Source organism: Amycolatopsis sp. NPDC041971, assembly GCF_055588925.1.
On record NZ_JBVJCE010000023.1, the window covers coordinates 129,402 to 149,932 of the forward strand.

The 20,531-nt window shown below is 68.5% G+C and carries 18 protein-coding genes; 6 read left to right on the top strand and 12 right to left on the bottom strand.

Annotated features, from left to right (window positions below; all coding sequences use genetic code 11):
- Nucleotides 1-63 precede the first annotated feature (63 nt).
- The 11 genes from ACZ6DT_RS35220 to ACZ6DT_RS35270 form a co-directional block, all read right to left on the bottom strand.
- Entirely contained in the window at nucleotides 64-660 is a 597-nt protein-coding gene (locus tag ACZ6DT_RS35220) for a hypothetical protein (RefSeq protein ID WP_465603362.1), read from the bottom strand.
- Nucleotides 657-1,160: a hypothetical protein gene (locus ACZ6DT_RS35225; protein WP_465603364.1), complete on the bottom strand. Its 504-nt coding sequence runs from the start codon at nucleotides 1,158-1,160 to the stop codon at nucleotides 657-659. Before ACZ6DT_RS35225 ends, ACZ6DT_RS35220 begins: the two co-directional genes overlap by 4 nt.
- A complete protein-coding gene (locus tag ACZ6DT_RS35230) occupies nucleotides 1,145-2,338 on the bottom strand; it encodes an MCE family protein (RefSeq protein WP_465603366.1) in 1,194 nt (397 codons plus the stop codon). Before ACZ6DT_RS35230 ends, ACZ6DT_RS35225 begins: the two co-directional genes overlap by 16 nt.
- Entirely contained in the window at nucleotides 2,338-3,393 is a 1,056-nt protein-coding gene (locus tag ACZ6DT_RS35235; protein ID WP_465603367.1) for an MCE family protein, read from the bottom strand. Before ACZ6DT_RS35235 ends, ACZ6DT_RS35230 begins: the two co-directional genes overlap by 1 nt.
- The gene (locus ACZ6DT_RS35240) at nucleotides 3,393-4,385 is read right to left on the bottom strand and encodes an MCE family protein (RefSeq protein ID WP_465603369.1); all 993 of its coding nucleotides are present in this window, start codon (nucleotides 4,383-4,385) and stop codon (nucleotides 3,393-3,395) included. The genes ACZ6DT_RS35235 and ACZ6DT_RS35240 overlap by 1 nt, the downstream gene beginning before the upstream one ends.
- On the bottom strand, nucleotides 4,382-5,371 hold the full coding sequence (locus ACZ6DT_RS35245) for an MCE family protein (protein ID WP_465603371.1): 990 nt from the start codon (nucleotides 5,369-5,371) through the stop codon (nucleotides 4,382-4,384). The genes ACZ6DT_RS35240 and ACZ6DT_RS35245 overlap by 4 nt, the downstream gene beginning before the upstream one ends.
- Nucleotides 5,368-6,375, bottom strand: a complete 1,008-nt coding sequence (locus ACZ6DT_RS35250) for an MCE family protein (protein ID WP_465603373.1) — start codon at nucleotides 6,373-6,375, stop codon at nucleotides 5,368-5,370. Before ACZ6DT_RS35250 ends, ACZ6DT_RS35245 begins: the two co-directional genes overlap by 4 nt.
- Nucleotides 6,372-7,631 carry an MCE family protein gene (locus ACZ6DT_RS35255; RefSeq protein ID WP_465603375.1) on the bottom strand — a complete coding sequence of 420 codons (1,260 nt, stop codon included), beginning with the start codon at nucleotides 7,629-7,631 and terminating at the stop codon, nucleotides 6,372-6,374. Before ACZ6DT_RS35255 ends, ACZ6DT_RS35250 begins: the two co-directional genes overlap by 4 nt.
- Nucleotides 7,628-8,491 carry an MlaE family ABC transporter permease gene (locus ACZ6DT_RS35260; protein WP_465603376.1) on the bottom strand — a complete coding sequence of 288 codons (864 nt, stop codon included), beginning with the start codon at nucleotides 8,489-8,491 and terminating at the stop codon, nucleotides 7,628-7,630. Before ACZ6DT_RS35260 ends, ACZ6DT_RS35255 begins: the two co-directional genes overlap by 4 nt.
- Nucleotides 8,491-9,285, bottom strand: coding sequence for an MlaE family ABC transporter permease (locus ACZ6DT_RS35265; protein ID WP_037311541.1), 795 nt, complete (start codon nucleotides 9,283-9,285; stop codon nucleotides 8,491-8,493). Before ACZ6DT_RS35265 ends, ACZ6DT_RS35260 begins: the two co-directional genes overlap by 1 nt.
- 423 nt (nucleotides 9,286-9,708) lie before the next feature.
- On the bottom strand, nucleotides 9,709-10,704 hold the full coding sequence (locus ACZ6DT_RS35270) for an LLM class flavin-dependent oxidoreductase (protein WP_465603378.1): 996 nt from the start codon (nucleotides 10,702-10,704) through the stop codon (nucleotides 9,709-9,711).
- Nucleotides 10,705-10,878: 174 nt separating this feature from the next.
- Between ACZ6DT_RS35270 and ACZ6DT_RS35275 the strand changes: the two genes are divergently transcribed.
- Complete coding sequence (locus ACZ6DT_RS35275) at nucleotides 10,879-14,694, top strand: nSTAND1 domain-containing NTPase (RefSeq protein ID WP_465603380.1); 3,816 nt, start codon at nucleotides 10,879-10,881, stop codon at nucleotides 14,692-14,694.
- Nucleotides 14,695-14,962: 268 nt separating this feature from the next.
- Here the strand turns inward: ACZ6DT_RS35275 and ACZ6DT_RS35280 are convergent, their stop codons facing one another.
- Nucleotides 14,963-17,077, bottom strand: coding sequence for a HelD family protein (locus tag ACZ6DT_RS35280; protein ID WP_465603381.1), 2,115 nt, complete (start codon nucleotides 17,075-17,077; stop codon nucleotides 14,963-14,965).
- A gap of 124 nt (nucleotides 17,078-17,201) precedes the next feature.
- Here ACZ6DT_RS35280 and rsmD point away from each other — a divergent pair, with 124 nt between their 5' ends.
- From rsmD to ACZ6DT_RS35305, 5 genes are all read left to right on the top strand, one after another.
- Complete coding sequence (rsmD, locus tag ACZ6DT_RS35285; RefSeq protein WP_465603383.1) at nucleotides 17,202-17,756, top strand: 16S rRNA (guanine(966)-N(2))-methyltransferase RsmD; 555 nt, start codon at nucleotides 17,202-17,204, stop codon at nucleotides 17,754-17,756.
- Nucleotides 17,757-17,809: 53 nt separating this feature from the next.
- Complete coding sequence (gene coaD, locus ACZ6DT_RS35290; RefSeq protein ID WP_465603385.1) at nucleotides 17,810-18,292, top strand: pantetheine-phosphate adenylyltransferase; 483 nt, start codon at nucleotides 17,810-17,812, stop codon at nucleotides 18,290-18,292.
- Nucleotides 18,293-18,391: 99 nt separating this feature from the next.
- Nucleotides 18,392-19,084, top strand: a complete 693-nt coding sequence (locus tag ACZ6DT_RS35295) for a ribonuclease domain-containing protein (protein ID WP_465603387.1) — start codon at nucleotides 18,392-18,394, stop codon at nucleotides 19,082-19,084.
- A gap of 67 nt (nucleotides 19,085-19,151) precedes the next feature.
- Complete coding sequence (locus ACZ6DT_RS35300) at nucleotides 19,152-19,667, top strand: SigE family RNA polymerase sigma factor (RefSeq protein WP_465603389.1); 516 nt, start codon at nucleotides 19,152-19,154, stop codon at nucleotides 19,665-19,667.
- Entirely contained in the window at nucleotides 19,667-20,428 is a 762-nt protein-coding gene (locus ACZ6DT_RS35305) for a hypothetical protein (RefSeq protein ID WP_465603392.1), read from the top strand. Before ACZ6DT_RS35300 ends, ACZ6DT_RS35305 begins: the two co-directional genes overlap by 1 nt.
- Nucleotides 20,429-20,531 lie beyond the last annotated feature (103 nt).

Here is a 20,531-nt window from a genome sequence, read left to right on the forward strand (position 1 = left end):
GGGATTCTCCTCGTTTTCTCTCCTGTTTTACAAAAGCGGACGAAAGGGGGAATGACCGGTTTGTCACCGGGGGACAAGGTCGGTGATGATCCAGTTCTCGCCTTCGCGTTCAGCGGTGACCGAAAGCTGCGCGGCGGCCGTCGTCGAAGAATTGTTGTCGGCTCTCGTCGCCGCTTGATCGAGGAATACCAGCAGCCTCGCTTTACCGCCGCCGAGTTCCTGGACGGCGGATGAGGAGACGCGGGTCGTGAGGACGAGTTTCTGTGCCGGTGCCTTTTCCCGGACTTGGGTGAACAACTGGTTGTACGACTCCAGAGCCTTGCCTCTCAGCACCGAAGCGGCCGCTTTTTCGGTGACGTCGGTCCGGTCGTAGGAATAGGAGAAGACCTTGTTGAGCGCCACCGTCACCGCGGAGTTCACCTCGGCCGTCGCGCCGACGTCGGTGAGCGCCGTGTTCGCCGCCGACGGAGCCGCCGAGATCGACCTCGCCTCCAGGGTGAACCACCCGCCCGCCACCACCAGCACGGCAGCCGCTACCAGCAGGATCAACGGCAGCTTAGGCCGGCGGGCCGGCGTCTCGGTGACGTCTTCTTCCACGACGACGGCATCGGTCTCAGCGTCGGTGTCGGTGTCGGTGTCGGTGTCGGCCGTGGCGGTCATCGCGCACCCACCGGGAGCTGGTCGAGCGCGCTGAGCTTCCAGCCCTCGCCGGTCCTGGTCAGCCCGGCGGCGAACCGGTTGCGCTTCGTCGTCGGCGCCGCGCCTTCCTTCGCCATCGTGATCTCCACCGAGGCCAGCATCTTGGCCGTTCCCGCGTGGTCGTCCAGTTCGCTGATGGCCGCGTCCAGCACCTTGCCCGTCGAGACCGTCGCGTCCTTGGTGAGCGTCTGCTTCGTCGTGTCGTCGGTCTTGCCCAGCTGATCACGCAGTGGGCCGGTGGACGCGGCGAGCCAGTCGGCGATGCCCTGGTCGACACGATGGTGGTCGAGGCTGGTCAGCCGGGCGACGAGTTCGCGCCCGCTCTTCAGCGCCTCGTCGCGTGAGTTCCCGTAGGCGACGGCCGCCGAACCCGTCGCGGTGAACCAGGTGTACCCGGCCCATCCCGCGAACGCGCAGGCCGCGGCGAACACGGCGATCGCGATCTTCAGTTGCGCAGCCACAACATCTCCTCGAGGCTGGTGGACGTCGGCTGGCCGTCGGCGCCGAAGCCGCCGGGGATCGCGGCGGGCGGGACGCCGCCCTTCGGCGCGTTCTGCGAGCCGCGGACCGAACTCGGGTTGCCCTTGTCGAGCGTGCACGCGGCACCGGTGTTGAACGGCAGCGGCGAGAGTTCCGCGCTGCTGCGGATCCTCGTGCCCTCGTACCCCTTGGTGCAGGGCATCGGGTCGAAGAAGGTCAGTACCAGTTCGATCTTCCCGGACTCCTCGTCGACGGAGGCGTCGACCGCGGACACCGCCTTCGGGGTGTTGATCAGCAGCTGACGGAGGCCGTCGGTGCGCGCGGAGAACACCTGCGACGTGGTGAGCAGGTTCGCCAGCAGGATCGGCAGGCCCGGTTCGTTGTCCCGCAACAGCCCGGAGAGCTGAGTCGCCGCTTCGGGCGCGGTCGTGATCAGCCGTCGAAGGTCACCGTCCGAACGGGCCAGTTGTTCGGCGAACTGCTTGGCGTTGCCGCTGAACTGCCGCCAAGCCAGTGACGAGTCGACCTGGGTCTTCAGCACGGTCAAGCCGTCGGTGAGCAGCTTCTCCGTCTGCGGCAGGTGGTCGGCGGCCTGCTTGGTGAAGTCGGTGGTGGAGTCCAGCAGCACCTGGAGGTTCGCGCCGGAACCGCGCAGGGCGTTGTCGAGTTCGTCGACCACGATCCGCAGATCCTCGGTCGGCACGGAGGCGGTCAGCGAGTCCAGGTCGGTCAGCAGATGCTGTACCGGCAGCGGCACACTCGTCGCCTCACGCGGGATGACCGAACCCTCGGCGAGGAACGGCCCGTCGCCGGTCCGCGGCTGCAGGTCGACGAACTGCTCGCCGACCGCGGACCGGTTCGCCACGACCGCCCGCGAGTTCGCCGGGATCCGCGGGGCGTCGTCGTCGATCAGGAGATCCGCTTCCATGCCCCCGGCGGTGAGGCGCAGTTCACCGACCCGGCCGACGGCCACGCCGCGATAGGTCACTTCGCCGTTGGTGAACAGGCCGCCGCCGTCGGTCAGCGCGAGCTTAACGGTGTACCCGCTCGCCCCGAAGAGCCGGTCGAGCCCCGCGTAGTTGGCGCCGACGAACGCCGTCGTCGCCAGCGCGAGGACGACGAACGCGATCACCTGGATCCGGACACGGGCGGTGAGCATCAGCTACCTCCGGAGGGCGGCAGCGGCAAGGTCGGGAGGCCCGGCGGGACACCTTCGCCGGGCGGAGGGAGTTCGACGCCCGGTGCGGGGATCATCGAGGCGTAGACGTTCAGGTAGTCGCCCTTGATCCCGTCGCGGACGGCGTCGGTGAACGGGAACGTCGGCAGGATCTCCAGCGATTTGGGCAGGCTCTCACCGGCGTCGGCCAGCCGTTTGAGGATCGGCGCGAGCGCGGTGAGGTCCGCGACGAGGTCGGCCCGGCTCTTCTTGATCACGTCGACACCGACCTCGGAAAGCCGGTCCAGCGCCTGCAGCATCGAGACGAGTTGCGTGCGCTGGTCGGAAAGGCTCTTGAGACCGGGGGTGAGGTCGGTGAGCGCGCCTTCGACCTGCTTCTTCCGGTTGGCCAGTGTCGTCGAGAGCCGGTTGAGCCCGTCGAGCGCCGAGGTGATCTCCGAGCGATGCGAGTCCAGGTTGGACACCAGCTGTTCCACAGTGGACAGGAAAGAGCGGATCTCCTCCTCGTTGCCGTCCATCACCTTCGACAGCTCGCGGTTGATGGTCTGCAACTGGCCGATCCCGCCGCCGTTGAGCAGCAGGGACAGCGCGCCGAAGACCTCTTCGAACTCCGGGTTGCGGTTCGTGCTCGCGACCGGGATCACCGAGCCGTCGCCCAGCCTGCCTTCGGCCTTCGTCGCGCTCGGGGCGAGCTCGATGAACTTCTCGCCGAGCAGGCTGGACTGCCGCAGCCGCGCGATGGCGTTCGCGGGCAGGTGGACGTCGCCGTTGACCGCCAAGACGGTCTCGGCCGTCCAGCCGTCCTCGCCGAGCCGGATCTTCTCGACCCGGCCGACCGGGACGTCGCCCACCTTCACCGCGGCCTGCGGGACCAGGTCGAGTACGTCGGCGAACTGCACGGTCACCCGGTACGGATGGTCGCCGATGTCCGCGCCGCCGGGCAACGGCAGGTCGTAGACGCCCTTGAAATCGGAGGAGCAGGCGGTGAGCGCGACACAACACGCGGCGAGTACGGCGATCGACCTTTTCGTGGCCATCAGCGCCCCCCGGTGTAGGTGTCGCCGGCGACCGGCAGCGGGAGCGGGGCGTATTCGAGCATGTTGCCGCGGCTCTGCAGCTTCCCGGTCTTCGGGTCGACGGCGCCGAGCACGTTCGTCACCGCCAGCGGGATCGTGTCGAGGGTTTCGGCCAGCGCGGCGCGTTTGTCGACCAGCGTCCCGGTGGTCACCGCGAGCTTGTCCACATTGGACTTGATCTGCGCACGGTTGTCCCGGATGAACTGCTGGATCTCCGCGAGCGCTCCACCGAGGCCGTTCAGCGCGCGGGCGAGTTCGTCCTTGTTCCGCGCGAGCGTGCCGGTCACCGAAGCGAGCTGCTTGTTGACCTCGCTGACGTTCCGGTCGTTGGTCGCCAGCATCGAGGTGAACCGCTGAAGTTCGTCGACGGTGGCGAACAGGTTCTGCGAGTTGCCGGACAAGGTCCTGGCGAGATCGGCGAAGTTGCGCACCGACTCGTTGAACGGCCTGCCGTTGCCCTGCAGGTTCTTCGCACCGGTGCGCAGCAGTTCCGAAAGCGCGCCGTCGGCGTTCGCGCCCTTGGGGCCGAGCGCCTTGGCGAGGGTGTCGAGGCTGGAGTAGAGCTGGTCGAGTTCCACCGGCGTGCCGGTGCGCTCGACCGGGATCACCGCGCCGTCGTGCAGCTGGTTCCCGGCGCGGGTGAGCTTGGTGAACTGGACGTACCGGTCGGCCACCACGCTCGGCGCCACGACCAGCACGCCTGAGTCCGCCGCGATCGGGGTCGACCCGTCGACGGTCAGGACGACCTTGACCTGTTCCCCTTCCGGGGTCACGGATTCGACCTGACCGACCCGGACCCCGAGCACCCGCACGTCCGATCCACTGTAGACACCGACGGCCCGTGAGAAGTACACCGTGACGCGGTCGAGCCCGTTGCCGGAGAAGATCCACCAGAGACCGCCGACGACGACCAGCGCGAGTACCAGCGCGAGGGTGACGAATCGGCTGGTCATCGGCCACCTCCCGGAATCTTCGGCAGGCAGGGGTCCCGGTTCTCCGGGACGAGCCCGCACAGATAGCCGTCCACCCAGCGTCCGTTGCCGAGCGAGTTGTTCACCACACGGAAGTACGGCGCGGCGAGGTCGAGGCTCTTGGCGAGATTGTCGTTCTGCCGCTGCAGGATGTCGGTCACCTCTCCGAGCCTGGCGAGCGCGCCGCCGAGCTGGTCCTTGTTGTCCTTCACCAGGCCCGAAAGCTGGGTGGCGAGCTCCTGCGAGCCGGTCAGCAGGTCGTGGATCGCCTGCCGCCGGTTGTCCAGTTCGGTCAGCAGCAGGTTGCCGTCCGAGAGGAGCTTGGCGAAGTCGTCGTTCGAGTTCGCCAGCGTCGTGGTGAGACCGTGCGCGTTCGACAGCAGGCTGGCGAGCTCGTTGTCCCGCGATGACACGGTCTTCGACAGCGACGTCAGCCCTTCGAGCGCCTTCTTGATGTGCTCTGGCGAGTTCTTGAACGTGTCGCTGAGCGTGGTGAAGCTTTCCGCCAGCTGATCGGTGTCGATCGCGCCCGCGGTGTCGGCCAGCCCGTTGAACGCCTCGGTGACGTCATAGGGCGTCACGGTCCGGGTGCGCGGGATGACCTGCTTCGGGTTCTGCACGGTCTCGCCGGTCGGGCGCAGCGCGAGGAACTTCCGGCCCAGCAGGGTCTTGATCTTGATCTCGGCCGCGGTCTTGTCCCCGACCCAGGCGTCTTTGACCCGGAAGCTGACCACCACGTGGTCTTCGGCGAGCCGGACGTCGCTCACCTCGCCGACCTTGATCCCGGCGATGCGGACCTCGTCGTCGGCCTGCAACCCGGCAGCTTCGGAGAATTCGGCCTGGTAGGTGGTCCCCGAGCCGATGATCGGGAGGGCCTCGTAGTTGAGCGTCGCGGTCAGCAGCCCGGCGGCGATGACGCTGCCGACGACCCCGATGACGATCGGGTTCCGTTCCTTGAAGGGTTTCACGCCGTGCACCTCTCCGCCGTCGCCGGGACCCCGCGCGGAGGTTTGGTCAGCAGGACGGACGAGCACAGGTAGAAGTTCATCCACGATCCGTAGGAGCCGATCCGGCCCAGTTCGTTCAGTTTTCCGGGGAGCACGGTCAGGACGCGGTCGACTTCGGCCTTGCCCTCGTCGGTCGTCAGCTGACCGGCCAGCAGGCCGAGCCCCTCGATGCTGTCCTTGAGCGGTTTCCTGCCCTGTTCGAGCAGACCGGCCGTGGCGGTGGTGAGGTCGGCGAGCCCGGAGACGGCCTCCCCGATCTCGGTGCGGTCACCGGCGAGGCCGGATACCAGATCCTTCAGCGTGGAGACCAAAGTGGACAGTGCGTCGCCCTTGCCGTTGATGCTCTTCAGCACCGTGTCCAGATTCGTGATCACGTCGCCGATCACCTTGTCGCGGCCGGCGAGCGTGGTGGTCAGCGAACCGGTGTGCGCCAGCAGGCTTTCCACCGTGCCGCCTTCGCCCTGCAGTACCTGGACGATCTCGCCGGAGAGCTGGTTGACGTCCTTGGGGGACAGCGCCTGGAACAGCGGTTTGAAGCCGTTGAACAGTTCCGTGAGATCCAGCGCGGGCGTCGTGCGCTCCAGCGGGATCTCCGCTCCTGGCTCCAGGAGTTCACGGGTGCCCTTGCCGCGTTCGAGTGCGATGTAGCGCTGGCCGACCATGTTGCGGTACTTGATCACCGCGGTCACATCGGCGGGCAGACCGCGCTGCGAGTCGAGGGAGAACCGGACGCGGGCCAGGCTGTGGTCGGCGATTTCGAGTTCCTCGATCTGGCCGACCCGCACCCCGGAGATCCGGACGTCGTCGCCGACGTTCAGCGACGTCGCGTCGAGGAACTTGGCGCTGTAGGTCTTGGTGTCGCCGAGGCCGGTGTTCGTGATGGACACCGCCAGCAGCACCGTGGCCAGCGTCGTGACGACGACGAAGATCAGCCCCTTGATCAGCGGGCTCACGAAGTTCCTCATCGCAGGGTCACCTCCGTGCCCCGGTAGAGCGGGCCGACGAGCACGCTGCCCCACGCGGGGACCTGGTTGGCCGGGACCCCGATCGACGGCGCGACCAGGGTGGAGATCAGTTCCCGTTCCTGTGGCGAGTTCGCCAGGCCGAGGTCGCCCTGCGCGCCGGGCGTCGAAACGGTGTCGATTGCTTCGATCCCTCGGCTCATCAGGCCGTTCGAGGGATAGCAGCGCGGTTCGCCGGTGGCGTCGTAGACCGGGTCGTCCTTGCCCGGCACGTATTTGCCGCGCGGCTGGGTGACGATGATCTCCGCGTGCAGACCGGGCTCGTCCGTGCCGGCGCCCAGCACCTTGTCCATCTGGGGCTTCAGTGCGGCGAGCGCCTTCAGGGTGCAGGCGAAACTCGGCGAGTACTTCGCGGCGACCTCCAGCGGTGCCCTGCTGTCGGCGGCGAGCGCGATGATGTTGGCGCGGTTGTTGACGAGGAACGTCGTGACGTGCTGGGAGGACGACGTCACCTGCTGGTACACCGTCGCCAGTTCGGCACGTTTCTCCTTGACGGTGTCGAGGGTGACCGCCGAGGCGCTCAGCGCGTCGAGCAGATCCGGCGCGATGTCGCCGTACAGCTTCGACACCGTGGCGAGGTCGCGGATGTTGTCGTTCAGCTTCGGGAGGTTCGGGTTGAACTTCTGGAGGTATTCGGCGGCGGTGGCCAGGGTGTCGCCGATCTGGTCGCCGCGACCCTCCAGCGCGGTCGCGACCGTGGTCAGCGTGGTGGCGAGCTTCTGCGGCTGCACCGCCTTGAGCAGCGGTAACAGGTTGTCGAAGACCCGCTCGAGTTCGATCGCGTTGGCCGAACGGTCCTGGGTGATCACGTCATCCGCGCTCAACGGTTCGGCGGGTGATCCGTCCGGAATGGACAGTTGCACGTACCGCTCACCGAACAGGGTCTTCGGCACGAGCAGCGCGGACACGTTCTTCGGCAGCTGAGAAACCTTGCCGGGCTCCATCGCCAGGTCGATCTCCGCGCCGCCCGGCGTCGCGCGGACATCACGGATCTCGCCGACCACCACGCCGCGCGCCTTGACCTGCCCGCCCACGCGCAACTGGTTGCCGACCCGGTCCGCCTGCAGCGTCACCGGCACGGATTCGACGAAATCCTTGCGGTAGATCTTGATCGACAGCAGCACGAGGGCGGACATCACCACGAGGAACAGCACCCCGGCGGTCCTGACCCCGGCTTTGCGCAACCCGCGGCGGCTCATCCGGCCACCTGCACCGTCGTGGTCGCGCCCCAGATCGCGAGGCTGAGAAAGAAGTCCAGCACGCTGACCGCCACGATCGCGGTCCGCACCCCGCGTCCGACGGCGACACCGACACCGGCCGGGCCGCCGCTCGCGCGGAAGCCGTAATAGCAGTGGGCGAGCACGATCACGACGCTGAACACCAGCACCTTGCCGAACGACCAGAGCACGTCACCCGGTGGCAGGAACAGCAGGAAGTAATGGTCGTAGGTGCCCGCGGACTGGCCGTAGAACCAGACGGTGATCTGGCGTGACGCGAGATACGAGGTCAGCAGGCCGATCGCGTACAACGGGATGACCGCGAGGAAGCCCGCGATGATCCGGGTGGTCACCAGGTACGGGACGCTGGGGATGCCCATCACTTCCAGCGCGTCGATCTCCTCGGAGATCCGCATCGCGCCCAGCTGCGCGGTGAAGCCGCAGCCCACGGTGGCCGACAGGGCCAGCCCGGCCACGAGCGGCGCGATCTCGCGGGTGTTGAAATACGCGGAGACGAACCCGGCGAACGCCGACGTGCCGACCTGGTTGAGCGCCGAGTAGCCCTGGAGCCCGACGACCGTGCCGGTGAACACGGTCATCCCGATCATCACGCCGATCGTGCCGCCGATGACCGCGAGCGCGCCGCTGCCGAAGCTGACTTCGGCCAGCAGGCGGGTGATCTCGCGGAGGTAGCGGCGCACCGCGCGCGGCACCCAGGCGAGTGCCTTGAGGAAGAAGAGGATCTGGTCGCCGAGCGTGTCCAGGAACCCGAACCGGCGATCGACGGCTTCGCGGACCCGCGCCGCCCGGGTGCTCGTGGGGGGAGGCGTCGTCGTGACCATCAGCTGCCCTTCGCCGGGACGAGCTGCAGGTAAAGCGTCGTCAACACGAGGTTCAACAGGAACAGGAGCAGGAACGTGATCACCACGGATTGGTTCACCGCGTCACCGACGCCTTTCGGGCCGCCTTTCGGATTGAGCCCGCGATAAGACGCGACGATCGCGGCGACGAAACCGAAGATGACCGCTTTGATCTCGCTGATCCAGAGGTCCGGCAGTTGCGCGAGAGCGGAGAAACTGGCCAGATACGCACCCGGTGTCCCGTTCTGCATGATGACGTTGAAAAAATAGCCACCGAGGACGCCGACCACGCTGACCATTCCGTTGAGGAACGCAGCGACCCCCATCGCGGCGAGCACGCGCGGCACGATCAGGCGCTGGATCGGGGAGACCCCGAGCACCTCCATCGCGTCGATCTCCTCGCGGATCGTGCGGGATCCGAGGTCCGCGCACATCGCCGACCCGCCCGCGCCCGCGATCAGCAACGCGGTCACGATCGGGCTGGCCTGCTGGATGATCGCCAGCACACTGGCCGCGCCGGTGAAGGACTGCGCGCCGATCTGCGCGGTCAGCGAGCCGATGTGCAACGCGATCACCGCGCCGAACGGGATCGCGACCAGCGCGGTCGGCAGGATCGACACACTCGCGATGAACCAGAACTGCTGGATCAGCTCGCGGGCCTGGAACGGCCGCCGGAAGGTCAGGCGGACGACGTCGAGACCGAGTGAGTAGAGCCTGCCGGTCTCCCGGAGCGCACCCGCGCCGGGGAATGAGGGTGCGTTAGTCCGGACGCCCACGCCGACCCTCCAGTTTTCCGGGCACGGCGAATACACCCCTGCTTGCGCAATTCCTTTGCTCCGAATGGCGGAACGGAATCGTTGAATAGGCTCAACGGGGTGTTACCGTGCGGTTTGCTACTGGTCGGTACGCTAATCACGTGCCTGCCTGGTGACAAGAACTTCGGTGTGATCAAGACGTCACGTCCTGGTAACCGGTGAATTCTTGTTCTTTTTTGACAAAGGTGAACGGGGGTCTTGTCCGTTCTTTCGTGCTCGGCGGTGCGTTGGTCCGTTCGGGGAGAGCGGCGGCTCCCGGAGCCGCGGCAGCCGGCCGGGCCCAAGTGTCAGCTCCTGGATGCCATGAACGGTCCGTTACTTGCAAATTTCGCAAGTAACGGACCGTTCATGGCATCCGGGAAGCGGGCAGACGCGTGCAGACCCTCAGCGCGCCAGTTCGGCCACCAGTTCGTAGGACCGCACCCGGTCCGCCTGGTCGTGCACCATGGTCGTGATCATCAGCTCGTTCGCGCCGGTGTCGGCCAGCAATGTCTCGAGTCCCTTGTGGACGGTCTCGGACGAGCCGATGATGCTGCTCGCGGCCCGGTCCTCGATGAACACGCGCTCGATGTCGGTGTACGGGTAAGCCGCGGCCTCTTCCGGCGTCGGCAGCGGGATGGGCCGCCCCTTGCGCAGACTGAGGAACGTCAGACCGCTGGGAGCGGCCAGGTACTGGGCGCGCTCGTCGGTCTCGGCGGCGACCACGGAGACGCCGAGCATCACATACGGCTCGTCCAGGATGTCCGACGGTTTGAACGCGTCGCGGTAGAGCGCCACGGCGGGGAGCGTGTTCTCGGCGCTGAAGTGGTGTGCGAACGAGAACGGCAGGCCCAGTTCGCCCGCCATCCGCGCGCTGAAGCCGCTCGACCCGAGCAGCCACACCGGCGGCTTGTTGCCCTCGGCGGTCACGGCGTTGACCGCGCGCTGGTCGGAGTGCTCGAAGTAGGCCAGCAGTTCCGCGAACTGCTGCGGGAAGTTCTCGGCGGAGAGCCCGCCGGGGCCGCGCAGTGCCAGCGCGGTCCGCTGGTCGGTACCCGGCGCGCGCCCGATGCCGAGGTCGATCCGCCCCGGGTGGAACGCCTCCAGGGTGCCGAACTGCTCGGCCACCACCAGCGGCGCGTGGTTCGGCAGCATGACCCCGCCGGAGCCGACCCGGATGCGTTCGGTGGCGGCGGCGACCTGTCCGATCATCACGGCGGTCGCGGAGCTGGCGATCCCTGGCATGTTGTGGTGCTCGGCGAGCCAGTACCGGTGATAGCCGAGCGCCTCGGTCCGGCGCGCGAGGTCGAGGGTGTTGCGCAGCGAGTCGCGCACGCCGCCCCCGGCCACCACGGGCGAGAGATCGAGCACGGACAGCGGGATGTCAGGCAGAGAGGTCACGTATCGGTACAACGCGGCGGGTCCCCGATCCCTTCCCGTGACATCGAGCACCTGTCGACCGATCGAAATTAACCGACTCGATGTACCCGGTACTCGGCGGGGTTCCCCCGTTTCCACGGTACGGTTGCCTCCGAATGCGACAGTGGGAAAACCACTGAAAAGAAAGGATCGAGGGTGCCGCGTCCGGAGCGACCTTTGGACCAAGGGGACGATCCGTTACTGGAGTTCGCCGCCGATCTCCGGCGTCTGCGGGAGAAGGCCGGAAACCCGACGTACCGCGAGCTGGGCAGGCGTGCCCATTACTCCGCGGGCACCCTCTCCGAAGCCGCCGGCGGGAAGAAGATGCCCAGCTTGGCGGTCATGTCGGCCTATGTCCGGGCGTGCGGTGGCCCCGAGGAGGAGTGGGAGGCCCGCTGGCATGACGTGGCCGAGCGGACGCGCATTGGAGTCAGCGATTCACCGGTTGCCCCGCTGAATGGGGAATCGGCCCCTTATATCGGTCTGACCGCATTCGGGCCGGATGACGCGAGCCGATTCTTCGGTCGCGAACGACTCGTCCGCAAACTCGTCACAAGGCTTTCGGACCAACGATTCTTGGCGGTTCTGGGCGCTTCCGGTTCCGGTAAGTCGTCCTTGCTCCGGGCGGGTCTGCTCCCGGCGGCGCGCGAGACGTCCGTGACCCTGCTGATGACCCCCGGCTCGCGGCCGTTGCAGGAGTGCGCCGTCCAGTTCGGCGCCGCGCTCGGGCTCGTGCCCGGCGGGCTGCTCGCCGAGTTCGCCGGACATCCGCGCAACCTCGGCCTCGCCGCCCGTCAGCTGGTCGCCGACCGCGGGGGCGACGTCGTGCTGGTCGTCGACCAGTTCGAAGAGGTCTTCACACTTTGCCAGGACGTCGACGAACGGGCCGCCTTCCTGTCCGCGCTCGTCACCGCGACGACCGAACCGGAGAGCCGGACCAGGGTCGTCCTCGGCATCCGTACAGACTTCTACACACACTGCGCGCGGCATCCCGAGCTGGTCGAGGCGATGCAGGACGCGCAGATCCTCGTCGGCCCGATGAGCACCGAAGAGCTGCGGCAGGCCATCTCGCGGCCGGCCATCGACGCCGGGTACCGCGTGGAGAACGCGCTGGTCTCGCGGCTCGTCGCCGACGCGACCGGGCAGCCCGGCGTGCTGCCGCTGCTCTCACACGCGCTGCTGGAGACCTGGCGCCGTCGCCACGGCAACACCCTCACCCTCACCGGCTACGAGTCCACCGGTGGGATCGAACGGTCGGTCGCGCAGACCTCCGAGCACACCTTCACCGCGCTGAGCGAACACCAGCAACGCCTGGCGAACCAGATCTTCCTGCGGATGACCGCCCTCGGCGAGGGCACCGAGGACACCAAACGCCGCATCACCCGCGACGAGGTGGACGCGGACGACCCGGACGTCGCCGTCGTGCTCGACAGGCTGGCGTCGTCGCGGCTGGTCACCCTCGACGACAACGGCATCGAGATCGCGCACGAAGCGCTGATCCGGGGCTGGCCGCGCCTGCGTGAGTGGCTCGCCGAGGACCGTGAGGGTCTTCGCGTGCACCGTCAGCTCACCGAGGCGACCGACGCGTGGGAATCGGTCGGCCGCGACGACGGCTGGCTCTACCGCGGCGCGCGACTGTCCATCGCCAGGGAATGGGCGGCGGAGCACGACAGCGCGCTGTCCCAGCGTGAACGCCGGTTCCTCGACGCGAGCGTGGCGATCGAGAACCACGAACAGACCATCGCGCGGCGCCGCACCCGGCGGCTGCGCCAGCTGGTCGCGCTCCTGGCGGTACTGCTGGTGCTGGCGACGGCCGCGATGGTGTACGCCGTCCGGGCCGAGCAGACCGCGACGAGCCAGCGCAACAACGCCCTCGCGCAGAAGGTCGCCGGGCAGGCGATCGAGATGCGGTCGACGAACCCGGCGCTGGCCGCGCAGCTCGCGCTGGCGGCGTACCGCGTCGATCCGAGTGTGGACACCCGCGGCAGCGTGCTCGGGATGTTCGAGTCGCCGTACTCGACCCGGGTCAGCGGGCACGGGCACCGCGTCAACGCGGCCGCCCTGCGCGGCGACGGCCAGGTGATGGTGACCGGCAGCTGGGACCACACGGCCAAGCTGTGGGACGTCGGCGATCCCCATCGCCCGAAGGAACTGGCCACGTTGTCCGGGCACACCGAGAACGTCAACTCGGTGGCGTTCGGTGCCGGCGGTGGCGTGGTCGCGACGGCGGGCTGGGACAAGACCGCGCGGCTGTGGAACGTCGCCGATCCGGCGAAACCCGGGCCGGGCGTGGTGGTCGGGCAGCATCCGAGCCGGGTCAACGCGGTGGCGTTGAGCCCGAAGGCCGCGGTGCTCGCCACCGCGGACGGCGGCGGCACGGTGCGCCTGTTCGACGTCCGCGATCCCGCGAAACCGGTGCTCGCGGCCACCCTGACCGGGCACACCGGCAACGTCAACGGTCTCGCCTACGCCCCCGACGGGCGGACGCTCGTCTCGACCGGCGCCGACAAGACCACGCGGTTGTGGGACGTCGCCGACCCGCTGAAGGCCAAACCGCTCGGCGTGGTGAACGGACACACGGCCGGTGTCCACTCCGCGACGTTCAGCCCGGACGGCCGGACGCTCGCCACCGCGAGCATCGACCAGACCGCGCGCCTGTGGAACATCGCCGACCCGCTGGCGCCGTCGCCGCTGGGGACGATGGCCACGCACCGGACCATCGTGCGGTCCGTGGCGTTCAGCCCGGAGGGGACGACGCTGGTCACGACCGGTTTCGACCGCGCCGCGCGGCTGTGGGACATCACCGATCCGGCGAAGCCGCGTGAGAAACCGGCGCTCATCGGGCACACCGCGGCCGTGGTCTGGGCGGTGTTCTCGCCGGACGGCCGCACGCTGGTGACCGCCAGCGACGACCAGACGGTGCGGCTGTGGGATCTGCCGGGGCCCGCGATCAGCGGCCCGGCCCGGTCGGCCTGCCGGGCGGTCTACAGCTCCGAGGGGAAACTGCTGGCCACCGGAAGCCAGGACGGCGTGGTGCGCCTGGTCGACGTCGCCGACACCCGGAACCCGCGTGAGCTGGGCAAGATCGGCGGCTTCGGCCAAGGTGTCTGCGGTCTCGCGTTCAGCCCGGACGGCCGGACGCTCGCCGCCGGCTCCTGGGACCGCACGATGCGGCTGATCGACGTCACCGATCCACGGAAGCCGGTCGACACCGGCGTCTTCTACCGGCCGGACGAGGAGATCGACCCCGTCGCGTTCGGTCCGGACGGCCGGACGCTCGCGACCGCGGGCAGCGGGCACACGGTGAAACTGTGGGACGTGGCGGACATCCGGCGGCCCGTCGAACTCGCGACCCTCACCGGGCACGAGGACGACGTCCATTCGCTCGCGTTCAGCCCGGACGGCCGCACCGTGCTGAGCGGCGGCTGGGACCACACCGCGAGGCTGTGGGACATCTCGATGGCGAAGGCGCCGAAGCAGCTTTCGGTGCTGGAGGGACATTCCGACACGGTGTTCTCGGTGGCCTACAGCCCCGACGGCAAACTCGCCGCCACCGGGAGCGCCGATCGCACCGGACGGCTGTGGGACGTCACGAACCCGGCGGCTCCCCGGCAGGCAGCGCTGCTGCCGGGGCACACCGACAACGTCATCTCGGTCGCGTTCGGCGGGGACGGGAAGACTCTCGCGACCGGCAGTTACGACCGGTCCGTGCGACTATGGGATGTCTCCGATCCCGGAACGGTCCGAGAATCGGCGAACCTGACCGACGACGTCGATCGGGTCAACGCGGTGGCGTTCGCTCCCGACGGGCACACCCTCGCGGGCTCCGTCGCGGACGGCAGCGTGCGGTTGTGGGAAACCAGCCCCGAACGCGCCGCCGAACGCATCTGCGCGACCGTGTACCCGCGGATCACGGCCGAGGAATGGGAACAACACCTGCCGGGGCTCGAGTACCGGCCTCCGTGTCCGTGACCACGGCCGATCCGTTGTTCGGCGTTGTTGTTCGGTGGAGCAGCCGTGACACCGAACAACGAATAGGCGCTAGAAATACCCCTGGACGTGCGATGCGTCCCCACATCGTTCACTCACCGGGGGTCTGAAGGGCTCCTTCAGGGCATTCACCAGTGTCCTGAAGGAGCCCTTCAGCTTTTTGCCGGCCCGCCCCTGAAGGCATTTCGTCCTCTGGATGCGGTAGTTGCGCGTGCAAGTACCGCATCCAGAGGACGAAACGCGTGGGGGATCAGGCGGCCGGGATCCAGTCCGGGTTCGAGGCCAGGACGGTCAGCTGCTGGGTCGCGCGGGTCAGCGCGACGTACAGCACGCGGCGGCCGGTGGTCGACTCGGTGATGAGGTCGTTGGGCTCCACCAGGACGACGGCGTCGTATTCGAGGCCCTTGGAGTCGAGGCTGCCGACGACCTTGAGCCGCTCGTCCGAAAGTCCGTCGAGCCAGCCCTCGACCTCGGGCACCCGGTCCATGGCGGTGATCACGCCGACGGTGCCTTCGACGGCCCCCATCAACTCCTTCACCGCGGCCTGCGTGGCCGCCTCCAGCCCGGCGGCCTCGACCGGCCGGACCTCCGGCGTGATGCCGGTCTGCCGCACCGCGCGCGGGAGCTCGTCGGCCTCGGCGTGCCCGGCGACGACCTTCGCGGCCAGGTCGAAGATCTCCGCCGAGTTCCGGTAGTTGGTGCGCAGCGTGAACCGGCGCCGCGTCGTCTTGAGCCCGAACGCCTGGTCACGCGCCCTCGCGGCCTCGGCCGGATCCGGCCACGAACTCTGCACCGGGTCGCCGACCACGGTCCAGCTCGCGTACTTCCCGCGCCGCCCGACCATCCGCCACTGCATCGGCGAGAGGTCCTGCGACTCGTCGACGACCACGTGCGAATACTCGTCGTAGTGCTGGGGCCGGGTCGGGGCGCCGCCGCGTTCCGGGTTGACCTCGATGCTCTGCCTGCCCTTGCGCCGCTTCGGCGGCTCGCCGATCAGGACGCGCAGCTCGTCGAGGAGCGCGACGTCCGCGATGGTCCAGCCGCGCGAACGGTCGGCGAAGTCGGCCGCGAGCAGGCTGATCTCGTTGCGGTTGAGCAGGCCCTTCGCCGCGGCGGCGAGCCGCTTCTCCACGCCGAGCCACCGCAGGATCTGCGCCGGGTACAGGATCGGCCACCAGGCCACCAGGAACCGGTGGAACTCGATGCGCTCACCGAGTTCGGTGATCAGCTCGGCCTTGTCGACCTGACGGCCGTCGTCCTTCGCGTGCTGCTCGGCTTTCGCGGCGAGCGCGTCGAGCAGCAGTTCGGCGGCACGGATCCGCGACCGGTTCGGCGGCCCGCCCGCGGTGTGCACCTTGCGGCGCACCTTGTCGAGCTCGCGCGCGTTGAGCCGCAGCACCTCGCCGCGGTAGACGATCTTCATGTCCTCGGGCGCGTCTTCCGGCGTGTCCCGCAGCGCGCGCAGCAGGATCTTGCGCATCCGCAGCGACCCCTTGATCGCCGCCAGCGGCGCCGGATCCTGACGGGTCGCTTCGAGGCCGTCGAGGACCTCGCCGAGCGCGCGCAGTTCGACGTTCGTCTCACCCATCGACGGCAGCACCCGCGAGATGTAGCTGGTGAACACCCCGGACGGGCCGATCACCAGCACGCCCGCGCCGCCGAGCTGGCGGCGGTGACGGTAGAGCAGGTACGCCGCGCGGTGCAGCGCGACCGCGGTCTTGCCGGTGCCGGGGCCGCCGGTGATCTCCGTGACCCCGCGCCACGGCGCCCGGATGACCTCGTCCTGCTCCTTCTGGATGGTGGCGACGATGTCCCGCATCTTCTCGCCGCGCGACCGCCCGAGCGCGGCCATCAGCGCGCCTTCGCCCACGATCCGCATGTTCTCGGGGACCGCGTCGGCGATCAGGACGTCGTCGTCGACGTCGAGCACCGTCTGGCCGGAGCACCGGATCACCCGGCGCCGGACGACGTCCATCGGCTCCTCGGCCGTCGCCTGGTAGAAAGCCGCGGCCGCGGGCGCGCGCCAGTCGGTGACGAGGTTGTCGAACTCGGCGTCGCGGATGCCGAGACGGCCGACGTAGATGTGGTCGTTGTCGAGATGGTCGAGCCTGCCGAAGACCAGGCCTTCGTACTCCGCGTCGAGGGTCTGCAGGGTCTGATTGGCGTGATACACCATCATGTCCCGTTCGAACAGCATCGACGCCTGCTCGAAGATCGCTTCCCGCCCGGCGCCATGGCCGATCTCATAGCCCTTGGTACGCATGGCCTCAGCCTGGGCTCGCAGTTCGGCGAGCCGGGTGTAGACGGTGTCCACATGGGCTTGCTCGATGGCGATCTCGGCCCGTCTGACCCGAGGTTCGGACACGCAACGCTCCTAAACGCTTCTATCGCCTCCGAGGGCGAAGGACGACTCTACGCGAGCTGGGCGGCGGCTTCACCAAGTCCCGGCCAACGCCCGCGGTGGAAGGCGTTGAGGCACGATGCACCCCATGACCAGGATCGTGGCGGGGACCGCGGGCGGCAGGCGGTTGAAGGTCCCTCCGAAGGGCACGAGGCCCACGTCGGAACGCGTGCGCGAGGCGCTGTTCAACGCGCTGGAGGTCGCCGGCGAGCTGCAGGGAGCCCAGGTCCTCGACCTTTACGCCGGTTCGGGCGCGCTCGGGCTGGAGGCGTTGTCCCGTGGTGCGTCGGGTGCGCTGTTCGTCGAGTCGGACCGGCGCGCGGTCGAAGTGCTCAAGGGGAACGTCGCCGCGCTGGGACTCGGCGGCACGGTCCGGGCCGGGGCCGTCGAGTCCGTCGTCGCCGTTCCGGCGCCGGAAACGTTCGACATCGTCCTCGCGGATCCGCCGTACGCTGTGGATTCCACCCGGCTGGGGGAGGTCATGGCGGCGCTCGCGGCCGGCCGGTGGATCGCGGACGGGGCGCTGCTGGTCATCGAACGCGCCGCGCGGGACGGCGAGCCGGACTGGCCGCCGGGCTTCGAGCCGGCGCGGACGAAACGCTACGGCGACACCGCCCTCTACTGGGCCGAGTATCAGGTGTGACGCCGCACTGAATGAACGCGCAGGGGGGCCGTCTCCTTGGTACCGTCCGCGCCATGCGGCGTGCGGTCTGTCCCGGGTCCTACGACCCGGCCACCAATGGACATCTCGACATCATCGAGCGGGCGGCGAAGCTGTTCGACGAGGTCGTCGTCGCGGTGGGGGTGAACAAGAGCAAGAAGGGCCTGTTCACCACCGAGGAGCGGATCGACATGCTGCGCGAGATCACCGCGAAGCTGCCGAACGTGCGCGTGGATTCCTGGCAGGGCCTCCTGGTCGACTACTGCCGCGAGAACGACATCGTCGCGGTCGCGAAGGGGCTGCGCTCGGTCAGCGACTTCGACTACGAACTCCAGATGGCGCAGATGAACCGCGAGCTGACCGGGCTCGAAACGCTGTTGATGGCGAACAACCCGGAGTACGGGTTCGTGTCGAGCTCGCTGGTCAAAGAGGTGACCGCGCTCGGTGGCGACATCGAGCACCTGGTGCCGCCGGTGGTGTTCGAACGCCTCGGGGAGAAGTACTCCGAACGAGGTTGACCCGAACGGCCGGAGCCCTTGGTCGGCAGGCGATGAACGGCGGTGAAGAGTTCATCTCGGCGCCTTCTGGTGAATACACGATCGGGTTACGGTCCGAAAATGACCGACAAACGATCGCGGATCGCCGCCGCGCTGCTCGTTCTACTAGTCACCTTCTTCGGTGGGCTCAGTGCCGCGCAGGCCACGGCCGCCCCCGTCTCGATCCAGCAGAATCCTTGCGGGGATCTCACCGGGTTCAAGCACGTATCGCTCTCGTCGCTGCCCGCTGAGGCGACGACGACCTACAACCTCATCCAGAAGGGTGGCCCGTTCCCGTACCCGGACAAGGACGGCACGGTCTTCTCCAACCGCGAGAACATCCTTCCGAAGTGCGCTGCGGGTTACTACCGCGAGTACACGGTCCCGACCCCGGGTTCGCCCGATCGCGGTGCGCGCCGCATCGTCACCGGTAACGCCGGCGAGCACTTCTACACCGCCGACCACTACAAGACCTTCTCCGTGATCGACGCCAACGGGACGCCGTCGCCGTCCTGCGGGGACACCTCGAAGCTGACGAAGATCGGTTACTCGACGCTGTCGTCCGCGGCGAAGTCCGTGGTGGACAAGGTCCGCGGCGGCGCGACCGGCACGGTCTACGAGAACCGCGAAGGCGTGCTGCCGTCGTGCGCCGCCGGCTACTACCGGCTGTTCCCCGTCGGCACGAGCGACCGCGTGATCTCCGGCAAGGGCGGCGAGATCGTCTACACCCCGGACCGTTACGCGACCTTCAAGCTGGTGAACCTCAACGGCTGATCCGCGCATGCAACATTTCGTGCCTCCCCGTCCGTGAGATACACCGGAACACGGACGAGGAGGCACGATGCGGGCTGAGGACGATGCGAGCTTCAGGGAGTTCGCCAGGGACAAGGCGTTACCGCTCAGGCGGACGGCGTACCTGCTCTGCGGCGACTGGCATCTCGCGGAGGATCTGGTCCAATCCGCGCTCATCAAGCTCTACCGGGTCTGGCCGAAGGTCCGCCGGAAAGGGCCCGTCGACAACTACACGAGGCAGATCCTGATGCGCTGCTGGCTCGATGAGCGGCGGCGACCGTGGCGGAACAGAGAAAACCGCGACGGTGTCGTCCCCGAAGAGCCCACAGCCCCGGCCGACGCCGGGATCTCGGATTCGCTGCTTCGCGCCCTCGCCGAAGTTCCGCCGAAACAGCGCGCCGTCGTCGTGCTGCGCTACTGCGCCGATCTCCCGGTCGCGGAGGTCGCCGTCGCGCTGCGCTGTTCGGAAGGGACGGTCAGGAGCCAGGCCGCGCGAGGACTCGACGTCCTCCGCGCGGCCCTGCAGAGACAGCACGACAAGGCTGTCTCCGGGAGGAGCGCGTGATGGACGAACTCGAAAACAGGCTGCGCGGGATCAAGCCGGCCGAGCCCCCGCTCGGCTTCGACCCCGACGAGGTCGCCGTCACGGCGGCGAAGAAGATGCGGAACCGGCGGGCGGTCGCGGTGACGGGGGTCGCCACGCTGGCGGTGATCGCGGCGGCGGTGGTGTTCGTGGCACCGGGTAACGGCCCTGCGCGGCTCGCGCCGGCGGCGTCGTCGGCGCAGGCCGCACCGAAGGACGATCTTCAGCACCTGAAGGACGTAGTGCCGCGGGTGATCGTGGGTGCGAAGGACATCGAAGTGAGGAACTTCGTGGGGCACGGAGACCTGAAGACCTCGGAAGTCAGGTACACCGACCCCGAAGGGAGGCCCCGTGGCGTCAACCTCACGATCGCCGGTCCGGTGAGCACGAAGGAGGGCTTTCCGCGCGAAGGACAGTGCAAGCTGGAGAACCGGGCCGACGCGATCGGTTCGGATCGGAAGCCGACGCGGTGTGTGGAACTTCCCCAGCCGGGCGGAAACCTCGTGGTGATCTCCGAAACCGCCCCGAAGTCCGCCGAAGCCGAGGAGGGCGACGTCATCGTGGGCCAGGGTGTCTCGACCGCGAAGGTGGTCACCCGCAACGCGATCGCCTTCCGGACCGGTGGCGGCTCGGTCAACGTTTCCGATCTCGGCACGCTGGACGACGCCGACCGCGGTGGCCCGTCCCTGACCGACCGGCAACTGCTGGCTCTGGTCCTGGATCCGGCGTTCGTCCCGAGGTGATCATGGCGCGGGGGGGGGGGGGGGGGGGGGGGGGGGGGGGGGGGGGCGTGGGGGGGGGGGGGGGGGGTGGGGGGGGGAGGAGGGAGGGGGAGTGGGGGGAGGT